General features: G+C 39.7%; 15 protein-coding genes. 8 read left to right on the forward strand and 7 right to left on the reverse strand.

The features are described from left to right. Positions 1-135 precede the first annotated feature (135 nt). Both AC4BHP_RS13855 and AC4BHP_RS13860 read right to left on the reverse strand, forming a co-directional pair. A complete protein-coding gene (locus AC4BHP_RS13855) occupies positions 136-3,603 on the reverse strand; it encodes a lamin tail domain-containing metallophosphoesterase family protein (protein WP_490552854.1) in 3,468 nt (1,155 codons plus the stop codon). A 117-nt stretch (positions 3,604-3,720) separates the two neighbouring features. Next, positions 3,721-3,942 carry a YuzB family protein gene (locus AC4BHP_RS13860; RefSeq protein WP_066109413.1) on the reverse strand — a complete coding sequence of 74 codons (222 nt, stop codon included), beginning with the start codon at positions 3,940-3,942 and terminating at the stop codon, positions 3,721-3,723. A gap of 229 nt (positions 3,943-4,171) precedes the next feature. Between AC4BHP_RS13860 and AC4BHP_RS13865 the strand changes: the two genes are divergently transcribed. Further along, on the forward strand, positions 4,172-4,903 hold the full coding sequence (locus tag AC4BHP_RS13865) for an RsfA family transcriptional regulator (RefSeq protein WP_066109416.1): 732 nt from the start codon (positions 4,172-4,174) through the stop codon (positions 4,901-4,903). Between the two features lie 122 nt (positions 4,904-5,025). On the opposite strand, the gene lipL is transcribed toward AC4BHP_RS13865, so the two are convergent. Together lipL and pta are read right to left on the reverse strand one after the other, a co-directional pair. Next, on the reverse strand, positions 5,026-5,853 hold the full coding sequence (lipL, locus tag AC4BHP_RS13870) for an octanoyl-[GcvH]:protein N-octanoyltransferase (protein ID WP_490552857.1): 828 nt from the start codon (positions 5,851-5,853) through the stop codon (positions 5,026-5,028). Between the two features lie 61 nt (positions 5,854-5,914). Further along, on the reverse strand, positions 5,915-6,892 hold the full coding sequence (gene pta / locus AC4BHP_RS13875; protein ID WP_490552859.1) for a phosphate acetyltransferase: 978 nt from the start codon (positions 6,890-6,892) through the stop codon (positions 5,915-5,917). A gap of 202 nt (positions 6,893-7,094) precedes the next feature. On the opposite strand from pta, the gene hemQ reads away from it, so the two are divergent. The 3 genes from hemQ (at position 7,095) to gerQ (ending at position 9,179) form a co-directional block, all read left to right on the forward strand. Next, positions 7,095-7,844 carry a hydrogen peroxide-dependent heme synthase gene (gene hemQ / locus AC4BHP_RS13880; RefSeq protein ID WP_139892067.1) on the forward strand — a complete coding sequence of 250 codons (750 nt, stop codon included), beginning with the start codon at positions 7,095-7,097 and terminating at the stop codon, positions 7,842-7,844. Positions 7,845-8,241: 397 nt separating this feature from the next. Continuing rightward, positions 8,242-8,664 (forward strand): cell wall hydrolase, encoded by a 423-nt coding sequence (locus tag AC4BHP_RS13885; RefSeq protein ID WP_066109429.1) that lies wholly within the window; start codon positions 8,242-8,244, stop codon positions 8,662-8,664. Between the two features lie 32 nt (positions 8,665-8,696). Further along, positions 8,697-9,179, forward strand: coding sequence for a spore coat protein GerQ (gene gerQ / locus AC4BHP_RS13890; protein ID WP_077248193.1), 483 nt, complete (start codon positions 8,697-8,699; stop codon positions 9,177-9,179). 113 nt (positions 9,180-9,292) lie between these two features. Here gerQ and AC4BHP_RS13895 read toward each other — a convergent pair whose 3' ends face one another. The 3 genes from AC4BHP_RS13895 to AC4BHP_RS13905 form a co-directional block, all read right to left on the reverse strand. Then, positions 9,293-9,664, reverse strand: coding sequence for a DUF423 domain-containing protein (locus AC4BHP_RS13895; RefSeq protein ID WP_490552862.1), 372 nt, complete (start codon positions 9,662-9,664; stop codon positions 9,293-9,295). Positions 9,665-9,684: 20 nt separating this feature from the next. Continuing rightward, positions 9,685-9,957 (reverse strand): DUF5327 family protein, encoded by a 273-nt coding sequence (locus AC4BHP_RS13900; protein WP_140461906.1) that lies wholly within the window; start codon positions 9,955-9,957, stop codon positions 9,685-9,687. 77 nt (positions 9,958-10,034) lie between these two features. Then, entirely contained in the window at positions 10,035-10,715 is a 681-nt protein-coding gene (locus tag AC4BHP_RS13905; RefSeq protein ID WP_490552864.1) for a uracil-DNA glycosylase, read from the reverse strand. A gap of 169 nt (positions 10,716-10,884) precedes the next feature. Here AC4BHP_RS13905 and AC4BHP_RS13910 point away from each other — a divergent pair, with 169 nt between their 5' ends. The 4 genes from AC4BHP_RS13910 to bshB2 all read left to right on the forward strand — a co-directional run bounded on the left by AC4BHP_RS13910 (position 10,885) and on the right by bshB2 (position 13,690). Further along, entirely contained in the window at positions 10,885-11,238 is a 354-nt protein-coding gene (locus AC4BHP_RS13910; RefSeq protein WP_490552866.1) for a YflT domain-containing protein, read from the forward strand. 446 nt (positions 11,239-11,684) lie between these two features. Beyond that, on the forward strand, positions 11,685-12,494 hold the full coding sequence (pdxK, locus tag AC4BHP_RS13915; RefSeq protein ID WP_066109443.1) for a pyridoxine/pyridoxal/pyridoxamine kinase: 810 nt from the start codon (positions 11,685-11,687) through the stop codon (positions 12,492-12,494). Positions 12,495-12,645: 151 nt separating this feature from the next. After that, a complete protein-coding gene (locus AC4BHP_RS13920; protein ID WP_066109446.1) occupies positions 12,646-12,996 on the forward strand; it encodes a YojF family protein in 351 nt (116 codons plus the stop codon). Positions 12,997-13,012: 16 nt separating this feature from the next. Further along, entirely contained in the window at positions 13,013-13,690 is a 678-nt protein-coding gene (gene bshB2 / locus AC4BHP_RS13925; RefSeq protein ID WP_066109449.1) for a bacillithiol biosynthesis deacetylase BshB2, read from the forward strand. Positions 13,691-13,783 lie beyond the last annotated feature (93 nt).

Genomic DNA, 13,783 nt, shown 5'->3' on the forward strand with positions numbered 1-13,783 from the left:
TTCCCTCTTCCTAATCGGTCATGGTTTTATTATAGCTTGTTTAATCTAAAAAAACATAATCATCTTCTTCCACAATAATACACAACAAAAAACCCTTTGAATAGAAATCGATTCTGTTCAAAGGGCACTTTATCTTTATTTAGTCGTAAATTTCCAGACCGGAGAACGCGATCGCCCTCCATAGCTGTCGCTCACTTCTACATACCAGAAATAATCCTGCTTGTTTTTTAGATCCTTTAGGCGGATTTGTACTTTTTCCCGATTCCTTCCGTCCTTATCTTCACCCAATAAGGTATTCGAGTACACATTTACGCCAATATAGTCTGTTGCCACCTGTTTCTGAATCGGGTTCAGCTCCAGTTGGTCAATTGTAAATTCATCGACTTCCGGCTCAAAATAATTATAATCATCCAAGTAAGGCGAGTACGTTTTGACTGATAACTGCTTTGCCTCCGGATTGAAATGGAGCATCCGCATATACCCCTCGCCGCCTTCCGGACCACTCTGATAATCGGCCAGCATTTCATACACTTTACGGAATTTCGATGGTTTTCCTTTTAGAGGAATGGTCGCAACATTACGGCTTGCCCCTGAAATATGCCCTGCAAGAACCAATTTAATATTCTCGTATTTCCGGACAATTTCTTTAAAGACCTGATTTCCGTTATACGTCCGTTTTCCTTGATGGTCGAGATAATTATGGACCGCAAGCACCACATTTCTCTCTGAGTATTGGTTTAATACCTTATTAACCCAATCCAGGGTTGCAGTCGTGGTTTCTTTACCCCAGCCCAGATACAGGAAGAGGAAATCGTGCCCGCCAAAGGATGCTAAATCATAGTGATTTGTGTTATTTTCCATCCCGCCACCGTAATGGGATGTATGCTTAAATCTTTTTTCTCCAAAGTATTTACCATAATTGCGATAATCCAGTACCAAGTTTCCCACATCATGATTTCCGGACACTACCCCATAAGGAACATGATGTTCATCCAAAATGCCCATACTCTTATCCGCGATATCCCATTGCTCCAAATCCCATCTGACATTAATAATATCCCCTGTATGAATAACATATTCCGCATTTCCAAGCTGATTTTGGATTCTAATCCAGTTTGTCATTACTGGGAAAATATGTGGGAATGATTCGGAATAATATTGGGTATCTGACATCCAGACCAAATTAAATGGACGATTCACTTCGCCAATAATCTGGTCCTGCACAAGGACCTGCAGCTTTTGATTTTTCAAATAGGCCTCTGTCTCAACCTTTGCTTTCAACGAAAAATCCTTATTTCCGTAGCCATACGCTAATGCATCCCATCTAGATTTTTGTATATTCCAGGCATATAAAGTGACCTTTCTTCCCTGTAAGGAATGCCCGATCCACTTTACTTCAACCTCTTTCATTTCCGCGGGTGTTTCATCCAGTGAAATTTCGAATCGCTGATACGGAAATCCTTTATTTGAGGCAGTCACCCAATAAGTCTTATCCGCTTTGGCTATCTGATTTACTTGCTTGGCTAAGATACCTGTTTCACGCGGATAAGTTTGATTGGGCGGCGGTTCCTCATCTGCAATGTTGGAAAATGCTTTTAATTGTTTCCTCCCTTTGGAGGTAAAATCATAGCGATTGCCTGAGAAAAACTTAGCCACTATTTGATCATTAGTTGGATCTTCCACCTTCACGCTTAGCTTCGGATGAACAGATACTTTTTTATCATTATCAAGCGGTATGGCTTGATTCATAATAATAGGTGCTTCATCCACAATCTTAAAATGAATCGTTTCCTTTTTGCGATTCCCAGCTGCATCTGCTGACATGAAGGTTACCTTGTGTTTCCCTTTAGACAGTCTGCCGGAGGAGGTCGTATATGGCAGGGTGATTTCCCGACCATCCAGATAGCCTTTAATCGAGGCTATTGAAGTCACCTCATCCTCGGGGTTTGCATCAATGGTGAATGTTCCCTTATAGGTTCTGCCATTCAGCGGTGTTTTTACATGGAGCTTTGGTGCTGTATTATCAAAAACAACATCTGCTTGGTGAATGGATGTGCCTTTAGATTGAATATTATGGACTCCATCCTGATAAGCCATCGTATCAATCTCTGCCTCCTCTGCTGTGAACATAGCTGCCGGGATGATAAATTCGTAGGATAGGATTAACACTCCCTGATTTCCCACCTTCCATTCCTGGGCTTCCCGAGTGCCTTCTCGATTCTCATCACCATCTGCCGTGATTGAATTTACACTGATTGGGCGAATCATCGTACCATCACCCATCAGTAGCTTTATATTCTTGATAGAAAAGCGATCGACATCTTTTTCTTCAACTGCACTTCCGGGCATAAATGTTTCCTTCTTCGTGCCTGTGTGGATGGAAATCGTATTTTTACCCGGTTTGAGTTCATCAATTGGAATTGACAATTCATATGGAAGATATAACCCTGCTGTAGGTTTTAATTTGGATATTAAACGGTCTCCCATGTAAACTGCACTTTTCTTTCTTTCATCAATGCCAAGGCCTTCAAATACAATTGCAGCAGGACGGCTCAAGATCCTCTGTGTCTTCAGTTTTTGTCCATCAACCGTAAGCTTAATCTGTTCCTCAGCTGTTGCCTTTTGAACTTGTATCTTTTTTGTACCTTTTAAAATCGTATTTTTTTGGACAGAAAGCCCCGGCTTTAGGGGTTTGTACATATCTGGATTTCCTATTTTTATCGTCTTTGTCCCTTTTTCGGGGTATCTAATGACATGCTGTCCATCCGATATTTCTATATAATACTCAAAGGTTGGAACAGAACCATAAACATCGTATCGAGATATAATTGATTGATAAGAAGTCGTGGTTTTCATAAGCATATTTGCTTGTGTAAAAGCAGAATCCTGACCTCTTTTATAAAATATTTCTGCCCGCTTAATTAGATGTTCATCCTCAATTTGAATCTCGATAGAGACATCCGAGCGTTCTGGTACTTCTTTTGGCATGGTCACAGGTCTAACAATCGGCTTAGTGGTATCCGTCTGCTTATTGGCATTTAACGGCACCTGTTCATTACTCACTTGACCTGGTGTACTTTCTTTGATTTGTTTATCCTGTTTTAATTTTTTTGCTCCCATATCCTGCTTATAATGGATGAGTCCCTTATCGTAGGTTACATATGAAATAACCGCTCCTGTATCAGTTGCCAGAACGACCGTATTTTTGCTGCTATTGTGTAAGTTACCTTCCAGGCGAATCAGTTGCTTATGATCCACCGAGGCATGAAAGTGGCGTTTGAAATCCTCAAAATCAAACTCATCTTTGCTGGCAGCATTTTTAATCCAAATGATTTTCGTAGATTTTGGCCCTATAAAAGTTGATTCTTTTATATCCCATACTTGCATCGATTTATTCATAGAGAGGTATCGCAGATTGTAATCACGTAAATCGATTGGTACGTCTGTATTATTATAGATTTCGATATATTCATACGTTTTCCCCTGCGGAGAAATCTCTGTAATCAGTATATCTGGTGGATCATTCGAAAGCGCTATGCTAATTTCGGGATTAAGCCATATACAACAAACTACAGTTAGAATCAGTACACCTATTTTTTTCATATATAATCCTCAATTCCCCATTCAAAGATTGATACCTTAGTATGGATTATTAGATAGGATTTTATGAAAAAAAGTCGCTCTTCTAAAATTTGATCTTTTAGAGGAGCGACTTTTTATTTATTTTATCTTAGCTTTTACTTTTTCAATTAATTCATCTTCTGTTGGTGCAGCTACTGGACGATTATTGACGAACGCAAATGATTTTTTGCGTCCAGGTCCACAGTAGGACTGGCATCCAATCTCAATTTTTGCATCGGGATCGAGCTTGTTTAATTTTGGTAGCAATGTCTTTAGGTTTGTAGCCTGACAGTCGTCACATACTCTAAATTCGTTCGACATGACCGCCTATCCTTTCTTGCCAAAAAATTTGACTCTTTGTTAGTTGTGAGCCTCTTGGGACTAAAGCGTATTGTATCACTCCGGATCCCTTATTTGCAAGAATCGGCTAAATATCTATTAGGTTAATGAAAAAATCTAGTAACCTGTATAAACTTTGTTCTTTTTGTCCATGCTAGAACCATAATTTGCAAATTTATTTTAAATCTTATAGAAAAGGGAGTTGCAGATCATGAAAATCAGACAAGATGCATGGACTGAAGAAAATGATTTATTACTAGCAGAAACTGTTTTAAGACACGTCCGCGAAGGCAGTACCCAATTGAATGCATTTGACGAAGTTGGAGATAAATTGAACCGTACCGCAGCTGCTTGCGGATTTAGATGGAATGCGGTTGTAAGACATACTTATGAGAAAGCATTGCAGCTTGCCCGTAAACAGCGTAAGCAACGCCAAAGATTGCTTGGAAAGGATCAGGGCGGCAAAAAGAAAATCCTGTACCAGCCACCGACTCCATCTTTACGAGACTTTGAAACAGTGACTACCGCAATGGAAGATGAATTGATGGACATGGATATTTCCACCGAACAAAAAGATACTGAAACATTTGAGCAAACAAGCCTATTTCCAGTGCTGGAAGAATACAAGACTCCGGCTTTGACGATGGACGATGTTATTGTATTCTTACAATCTTATGATACAAACAGCCTGAAACTGCAAGCATTACAATCTGAAAATGAAAGATTGCGCCTTGAAATCAGGGAACTGAAAAATACAAATAAAGAATTGCAGCACAAGCTTGATAATGTTGAAGAAAATACCGTTACGATTCAGGAAGACTACGAAACACTCATGAATATTATGAATCGTGCCCGTAAATTAGCTTTATTGGATGAAGATGACCGACAAGCTACTAAATTTAAAATGGATCGTAATGGAAATCTAGAAAAAATCGCAGAATAAATATAAAAAGCCGGCTCTTTTCAGAGGAGCCGGCTTTCATCTGTAATATCGAACCATGCTCACTTTCATTCGAGCATGTAAGAGACTACTTTTAACAGTCCTTCCTAAAACGATGGAAAAAATCAATCGATTCCCAATTTCGCATTGCGGTCTTGCATTCTTTCTAAATAGGATTCAAACAGTGGCATTTCTGCTTCCGCCAAAGAATTCATCTCAATCTGCCCGGCATGATCCTGTAATGCCTTCATTAAGCGAAGCATTACATCATTTACAGTCAGCTCGACACCGAGCAAATCAGATAAGGAAGCCATAACTTTTGGATTCACAGTAGGGTAAACAAATTTCGTCTCAGTCCCATTTAGAGCAATTTTATAAAAATCTCTCACTAATGCAGCTCTTTGTTCAGCATCCCCATTGATATCCAAGTAGATTTGTACTGCTACACCATGACGGATTCTCCTTTGAGAGATACCGGCAAATTTTTTGCCATCAATGCTTAAATCATAGCTTCCCGGACAATAAGAGCCCACGATTTCACCCGCTTTAATCTCATTATCAAAGTCTCGAAACATGCACTTAATCAGTTCCCACATAGCGTCATATCCGCGATTAATCTCAATTTTCCGGTCTTTTTCCGGAAAAACAAGCGTCAGGTTCAAAATTCCTTCATCCAATACAACTGCCAATCCGCCTGAATTTCGGACAATACAGTCATAGCCCTTCTCATGCAGGAAATCAGCAGCTTGCTTCAGCATCGGGAGCCTTCCGTCCTGGATACCCAACACAACTGTTTTTTGATGAACCCAAGCCCGTGCGGTAACTGGTGAGTTCCCAGCTCCAACCGAAGCGCATAATGTATCGTCAATCGCAAATGATTGAATGGCACGTGTATGCATACCTGATTGACTATGGTCAATGATTCTCCAGCGATCCTGCTGTAATAAATTCATCTTACCTCTCTCCATCTATAAAAAAATAGGCGCCAAAGGGCGCCATAGGTCACTTATAAACTTATTTTACCAAAGCTTGAGAAGCTGTGATCAGTGCAAGGTTGTATACATCCTCTGCGTTACATCCTCTGGATAGGTCGTTCACAGGAGCATTTAGACCTTGCAGGATTGGTCCAACTGCTTCAAATCCGCCTAGGCGTTGTGCAATTTTATATCCAATATTACCTGCTTCAAGGCTAGGGAATACAAATACATTTGCAGAACCTTGAAGTGGAGAGTTAGGAGCTTTAGATGCAGCAACAGATGGAACAATCGCTGCGTCGAATTGAATTTCTCCGTCTACGATTAATTGTGGGTCCATCTCCGTTACAAACTTAACAGCATCCGCCACTTTTGTTGTTTCTTCAGATACAGCAGAACCAACTGTGGAGAAGCTAAGCATTGCAACACGTGGATCTAGATCAAACATACGCGCTGTTCTAGCACTTTCAATTGCAATTTCAGCAAGATCCTGGCTGTCTGGAGCAATATTGATTGCGCAGTCTGCAAATACGTATTTTTCATCACCTTTAACCATGATGAATACGCCAGACGTCTTTTTAACGCCTGCTTTTGTTTTAATGATTTGCAATGCCGGACGTACTGTATCTGCTGTAGAATGCGCAGCACCGCTTACCAAACCATCTGCTTTATTTAGATATACAAGCATTGTTCCGAAATAGTTTTCGTCAAGCAAGATTTTACGTGCTTGTTCTTCAGTCGCTTTACCTTTACGACGTTCAACGAAAGCTGTCACAAGCTCGTCCATCATAATATATGTAGCAGGATCGTAAATTTCCATATTATCTACAGAAATATTCATATCCTTCGCTTTTTTTGTGATTTCATCAATATTTCCAACTAAGATTGGAATGATTGTTTTCTCAGCTGCCAATCTTCCGGCTGCTTCAAGAATTCTTTCATCCATTCCTTCTGGGAATACAATTCGCAATTGATTGCCAGAAACTTTTTCTTTTAAAGTTGTAAATAAATTACTCATTTTTTATGTCCTCCTCAAAATGTCACTCTACCTAGAATACACCTTTATGATGAATTATTTAATAGGTTTGCCTTATTTTTTAAAATTATAGCGGTATGTCAAAATATCGACAAGTTTATCGAAGCCTTGATTCAAGAAAATATGTCATTGATTGTGATATAGTAAATGGCATGAACGAAATGTTATGTGGGAGATGATAAGTATGAGTGAAGCAGCTAAAACATTAGACGGTTGGTATTGTTTACATGACTTCCGTACAATTGACTGGTTATCCTGGAAAATGTTACCTGAAGACGAACGTGCCACTGCCATCAATGAATTCCTGGGATTGGTTGAAAAATGGAATAAAACTCAGAATGAAAACCAAGGCAGTCATGCTCTTTATACAATTGTCGGACAAAAAGCAGACTTTATGATGATGCTTTTACGCCCAACAATGGAAGAATTAAATGCACTTGAATTAGAGTTTAATAAAACTAAATTAGCAGAGTTCACAATTCCGGCACATTCTTATGTATCTGTTGTTGAGCTAAGTAATTATCTGCCTTCTGATTCAGATGAAGATCCATATCAGAATCCTCATGTTCGTTCCAGACTATACCCGATCTTGCCGACATCTAAGCATGTTTGCTTCTATCCGATGGACAAGCGTCGTCAAGGCAATGATAACTGGTATATGCTTCCGATGGAGGATCGTAAAAAACTTATGTATTCTCACGGAATGATTGGCCGACAATATGCTGGCAAGGTTAAACAAATTATTTCTGGATCCGTTGGATTCGATGACTATGAGTGGGGTGTTACCCTTTTCGCAGATGATGTTCTCCAATTTAAAAAATTGGTTTATGAAATGCGTTTCGATGAAGTGAGTGCCCGTTACGGTGAATTCGGTTCCTTCTTTGTTGGAAATATCCTTACACCGGACTGTGTCAGCGAATTTTTACATGTTTAAATAGGATAAAAGGAAGTGCCTTTAAAAGCCATTATACATGGTGGATAGGGCACTTTTTTGTTGTCCAAGCACCAAGATCCCCTTTATTTCAAAATACTCTGTTCCCCTTAGATAAAGGTTGAAGCATTTCCCCAATAACCGCCTGTCTCTTCATTTGCTTCAGTATCGACTTCCCCTGTGTTGTTAACCTTTTTAAATTCCACCACACAGGAAAATTATGTGAATAGTGCGACCTGCAAAAACAAAGCAATCTCTTCTGCTCTTCTTGAAATGGATGAAGTAATATCCTTTTTTATCATAAGCCGGTCTCCCCCTGCATAATTTTCTATAGTGAGCATACCTTTTACGTATCTACAACACATCATGAAATGACCTATCGAAAAGAGGTGCTTCAAGCATGGCAGTTATAAAAGCTACTGAGGAGGATATAAAAGTTCTTGCCCGATTAATGAGAGCAGAAGCTGAGGGTGAAGGAAATTTGGGCATGTTAATGGTTGGCAATGTAGGTGTCAACAGGGTACGTGGTGAATGTTTGGATTTCGTAAATATCCGATCGATTCCTCAAATGGTTTTCCAAAACCCCGGTGGATTCGAAGCGACACAGAAAGGATACTTTTATCAACGTGCCAGAGAGAGTGAAATCAGGCTGGCAAGAAGAGTCGTCAACGGGGAACGTTTTAATCCGGCCACGAACGCTCTTTGGTTCTTCAGACCGGAAGGGGACTGCCCGGCACAATGGTTTGGACAATACAATTCTGGGCGTTACAAATCACACTGCTTCTTTGCACCGACACAATCTGATTGTCCAACTGTTTTTTAGAATACTATTGTTTATAGAGGAGGAGTCATTTTATGAAACAACCGGGTTCACAATCATACGGCGGGGGGCAAACGTATGGAGGCGGATATCAAGTCCCTTATAATCCCTATATGGCAGGACAAACAGGCATGGGGCAGCAGCAACAGTTTCAGCCACAACAACAGCAACAACAACTGCCCTTTCCGGCGCAGTCGTATACTCTAGGCGGTGGCGGATCACCGTTCCAAACTTCTCCGTCGCCTGCTCCGGGTCAATTCGTAGAACAATCCTATATCGAAAATATTCTGCGTTTAAATCGCGGTAAACTCGCTTCGGTATATATGACCTTTGAGGGAAGTAAGGATGGTAATACAAGACTATTCAAAGGAATTATTGAAGCAGCCGGCCGAGATCATCTTATCTTAAGTGATCCGCAAACAGGCATGCGCTATTTATTGCCACTGATTTACCTCGATTATGTAACTTTTGATGAAGAAATCGAATACTCCTATCCTTTTGGTTCTCCATCTCGTTAATCGAGAATGGTTAGCATACCGAGAATAAAAAATATTTGACGAGCTAATCCCTATAGTACATAGAAGAACCGCTTATGTCAGACATAAGCGGTTCTTCTATGAACATATCAAACTTATGAATATTTATAAACAGCCACAATCATTAATACCCAGGAAGCAATAAATGCTACACCGCCAAACGGCGTTATAATACCAAGCTTACCAATACTCGCTACACTGAGTACATATAAGCTTCCAGAAAAGAGGATGATTCCAACTAACATGAGCCAACCTGACCAATTTAACACTTGATGTGAGGATAATCGATCCCACAACAATCCTATTGCCAATAATCCACCTGCATGGAACATCTGATACTGAACGGCTGTTTTCCAGACCGCCAGAGACTTATCAGAAATCTTCCCCTCCAGCCCATGAGCTCCGAATGCACCGCATGCCACGGACATCGCCGCATTAATGGCTGCAATAATAATAAATGTTTTCATCCCCGTTCTCTCCTTTGCGTTTAAAAATCAAGCAGTGAATCCCCGTTTGCGTCCTCCATCTTAACTGGTTCCTCCTGAGGAAGAGAGACAGTCGGATTCGTTTGCTGAATTGGATTATATGGAACAGTTTTCTTCACAGTTTGTCCTTCCGCCTTGGTATGATCACTTATGACCAAGTCGATTAAGCTTTGAACAGCAATTAGGTATCCATTCCTTTTTTCAGCAGGCGCCATTTTAGCCTTCTGAATCAGTTCATCCATTTTGTCCAATACCTTTTCTGATGTTATTTCCACAGATTCACACCTCTTACCTTCATCTCTTCTTATTCAATTCTATCCTAACTTCGCCAAGGAATCTATTTTTCACAACCTCACAAATCAGGAATGGCCCAATCGATTTCCTTCAGCCCATTTTGTCGGAGAAATTCATTCGTTTTAGAAAATGGCTTACTTCCAAAGAAACCTCGCCGAGCAGATAGCGGGCTCGGGTGAACAGAGGTAATGATGTGATGCTTCTTCTGATCAATTAAGTGCATTTTGGATTGTGCTGGTTTTCCCCATAATAGGAAAACAACCGGTTCTGATTTTTCATTCAATGTCTCTATTATTTTATCTGTTAATCGCTCCCATCCTCTCCCCTTATGTGAATGGGCTTCTCCCTGTCTGACAGTCAAAACGGTATTTAACAAAAGTACCCCCTGATCCGCCCAACTTTTCAAGTATCCATTGTTAGGGACTGGAATTCCTAAGTCATCATTTAGTTCCTTAAAAATATTCCGTAGCGAGGGCGGGAGAGCAACTTCAGGCTGTACAGAGAAACTTAATCCATGAGCCTGATTGGGGCCATGGTAGGGATCCTGCCCGAGCAATACCACTTTTACGGATTTAAAATCAGTATAGTGCAAAGCGTTGTAGATATCTTCAGCCTTTGGATAGACAATCTCGTTTTCATACTCCTTTTTTATAAAATCACACAGGGCTGCATAATATGGTTGTTTAAATTCATCCACTAAATACTCCAGCCAGTCATTCTGTAAAATTTGGTGACTCATCCAATCCACTCCTCTATATACTTCAGAAATTATTATATTTATCGAACAATATTTTCCGCTTACACTCTCTTTACCCTGCCCAACTTATGTTTATAGATTTTTTAATAGGTTATATAAACACTGTAACTACATTTTAAATTAAAATCCAAAAATTCGAGGAGGATGCAAGATGTATCAAGTTTTTGTAGTAGAAAATTCAGTTCAAGCTAAAGAGAAAGTTGAACAACTTGCAGCTGAGGGTTTTACAAAAGAGAATGTTTATCTGTTTTCCCATAATAAAGAGTTTTCGAAGGACTTAACTGATGCTACTGATACAAGCAGCATTGGTATTGGTGAGCAAGGTTTCTTTGAAAGTGTAGGAAATCTGTTCAAAAAACGCGGTGACGAATTGCGCAGCAAGCTTCAATCACTTGGATTATCTGAGTTAGAAGCACAACAATATGAAAAAGATCTTGATGACCACAAAATTGTTATTGTTACTTCGAACCAGGCAAGTGATATTGATAATACAAAAATAATGTAACCGATACAGCATAAAAAGGGCTTAAGGATGGGTTCTCCCTTCCTTAACGCCCTTTTTTTTACTGGCTTTTTTACTACTCTGATCAAGTTACAATGCATAAGAAAAAACTTTTTTGCATATATCAATCTGATGTTATTAGAATCAATCATTGTTCATTCTCGTCTGCCATGCATCTGCTTACTATGTCTTAAATCATATAAGCGTTATTGTTATCCACTATTTTTCACTTATAGTATCATTACTATATGAGCTCTTACCTTTATAAACTCTTACTGTATACTTCCGGTTTATACCTATGATAAAATACCGCAAAATGGTAATTCAGAATTTATTGTTCACGGATTATGTATACAATTAACAGCATCAGTTTTTTTCCATACATATTGTTTTGGTATGTATTATAAAGTATAACTAAATTAAGTTTTATAATGAGGGAGGATAGGCCAATGAGTCTAAAAAAAGCATTGACTATAGCGGGATCAGACAGCAGCGGCGGAGCAGGACTTCAAGCAGATTTAAAAACATTCCAGGAGCTTGGCGTTTATGGAATGACTGCTGTTACTTCAATTGTTGCAATGGACCCTAAAAATAACTGGTCTCATAATGTATTTTCTATTGATGTTTCAACTGTGGAGGCACAACTGGATACAATCCTTTCTACAGGAATTGATGCCATGAAAACAGGGATGCTTGGGACCGTTGATATTATTGAATTGGCTGCACGAAAAATTAAAGAGTATGGCCTTGATAAAGTCGTCATAGACCCTGTAATGGTTTGCAAAGGGACAGATGAAGTGTTAATGCCTGAGAATACAGTGGCAATGAGAGAATTGCTTCTCCCTCTTGCTACGGTTGTAACACCAAATCTTTTTGAGGCTTGGCAATTATCCGGGATTGGCCCCATCACTACTATTGATGAAATGAAACAAGCTGCAAAGATTATCCATGATCAAGGGGCAAAATATGTCCTTATCAAGGGTGGCACTAAACTTGATGGGCAAGATAAAGCAATTGACCTAATTTATGATGGAACAGACTATACCATCCTTGAATCCGAAAAGTTTGCGACTACTTATACCCATGGTGCCGGTTGTACAACTGCTGCAGCCATTACTGCTGAGCTGGCTAAAGGAAAAACAGTTGAAGAAGCCTTGGCTACTGCAAAGGAATTTATCTCAGCCGCTATTGAACATAGCTGGAAGCTAAATGAGTTTGTTGGACCAGTTATGCATGGTGCTTACCGTACATATAAATAATTTCTTCTTTATAACAGGCTGTCCGAAATTTAGGACAGCTTTTTTCCATCTCCATTTTTAGCAATTTTTCAGATACTTTAGTATCATAATTAATACAACACTAATTTAATAGGAAACTAATGTGTTCCTTTTTATATAGGAGGTAATCTTAATGAAGCCAATTGACCTGCTTGATTCACAAAAAGCGCTGCAATCATATGCCGGTTTACAGGTTTATTTGCATTTAGAGACAACAAACGGCGCTTATGCCACTCATAATGATGAATCATTCTTCTCAGCAGGTGCGTTTATCCGTAATGTTTCTATTTGTTTTGAAGAAGGTAAAATTATCGGAGATGGCCCTTATCGGGTAGGATTAAGAATGAAGGAAGGCTGGGTATACGCTGAAGGGATTACCCATTACGAAATCGATGAATTCGGCCGCCTTTTAATGGCTGGACTTGACCAGAGCGGAAGACTGGCTGTCGCTTTTGAAATCAGTACCGCCCCATTTGATAAATAACAAGGAGTTGGGATAAATGGATAAAGAGAAACATGTATTAGTCATATTCCCTCATCCTGATGATGAGGCATTTGGAGTTTCCGGAACAATCGCCTCTTATACAAGAGCTGGTATCCCCGTTACCTATGCATGCTTAACGCTTGGTGAAATGGGACGTAATCTCGGAAATCCTCCTTTTGCAACACGGGAGAGTCTCCCGAAGATTCGCAAGAAAGAATTAATAGACGCAGCACAAATAATGGGTATTAAGGATTTACGTATGATGGGACTGCGCGATAAAACTGTTGAATTCGAAAATGAAGAGTGGCTAGCTAATCAAATGACTAAGCTTATTGATGAGCTTGATCCTTCCCTCATTATCACTTTCTATCCGGGATTCAGTGTCCATCCGGATCATGAAGCTTGCGGAAGAGCTGTCGTACAGGCAGTCTCTGAAATCAATCCTGAAAAAAGGCCAAAGCTTCATTGTGTAGCCTTTTCCAACAACCATCAGGATGTCCTTGGAGAGCCTGATATCATAAATAATATTCAGGATGTAATCGAGACTAAACTAAAGGCAATCTCTGCCCACCGCTCTCAAACTGAGGCGATGATGGCTGGTTGGCCTGAATTACTCGCCCAAAAGAATAAAGAGCTTGAAAGCCGCCTTTGCTTTGAAAGATTTTATTCATATAAATGGCCTGAAAAAATATAAGAATTAGATTTATAAAAGCTGTCATACTAATGACGGCTTTTTTTGCGGGCATCTTTATTTCATAAAAAAAACCGCCTTCATTACTAAAGGCGG

This window comes from Pradoshia sp. Z4_20, assembly GCF_058216035.1.

What these genes read in the sequence shown, in the direction of transcription:
- AC4BHP_RS13855 (WP_490552854.1), bottom strand. Translation starts at nt 3,603, where the DNA reads ATGAAAAAAATAGGTGTACTGATTCTAACTGTAGTTTGTTGTATATGG.
- AC4BHP_RS13860 (WP_066109413.1), bottom strand. Translation starts at nt 3,942, where the DNA reads ATGTCGAACGAATTTAGAGTATGTGACGACTGTCAGGCTACAAACCTA.
- AC4BHP_RS13865 (WP_066109416.1), top strand. Translation starts at nt 4,172, where the DNA reads ATGAAAATCAGACAAGATGCATGGACTGAAGAAAATGATTTATTACTA.
- lipL (WP_490552857.1), bottom strand. Translation starts at nt 5,853, where the DNA reads ATGAATTTATTACAGCAGGATCGCTGGAGAATCATTGACCATAGTCAA.
- pta (WP_490552859.1), bottom strand. Translation starts at nt 6,892, where the DNA reads ATGAGTAATTTATTTACAACTTTAAAAGAAAAAGTTTCTGGCAATCAA.
- hemQ (WP_139892067.1), top strand. Translation starts at nt 7,095, where the DNA reads ATGAGTGAAGCAGCTAAAACATTAGACGGTTGGTATTGTTTACATGAC.
- AC4BHP_RS13885 (WP_066109429.1), top strand. Translation starts at nt 8,242, where the DNA reads ATGGCAGTTATAAAAGCTACTGAGGAGGATATAAAAGTTCTTGCCCGA.
- gerQ (WP_077248193.1), top strand. Translation starts at nt 8,697, where the DNA reads ATGAAACAACCGGGTTCACAATCATACGGCGGGGGGCAAACGTATGGA.
- AC4BHP_RS13895 (WP_490552862.1), bottom strand. Translation starts at nt 9,664, where the DNA reads ATGAAAACATTTATTATTATTGCAGCCATTAATGCGGCGATGTCCGTG.
- AC4BHP_RS13905 (WP_490552864.1), bottom strand. Translation starts at nt 10,715, where the DNA reads ATGAGTCACCAAATTTTACAGAATGACTGGCTGGAGTATTTAGTGGAT.
- AC4BHP_RS13910 (WP_490552866.1), top strand. Translation starts at nt 10,885, where the DNA reads ATGTATCAAGTTTTTGTAGTAGAAAATTCAGTTCAAGCTAAAGAGAAA.
- pdxK (WP_066109443.1), top strand. Translation starts at nt 11,685, where the DNA reads ATGAGTCTAAAAAAAGCATTGACTATAGCGGGATCAGACAGCAGCGGC.
- AC4BHP_RS13920 (WP_066109446.1), top strand. Translation starts at nt 12,646, where the DNA reads ATGAAGCCAATTGACCTGCTTGATTCACAAAAAGCGCTGCAATCATAT.
- bshB2 (WP_066109449.1), top strand. Translation starts at nt 13,013, where the DNA reads ATGGATAAAGAGAAACATGTATTAGTCATATTCCCTCATCCTGATGAT.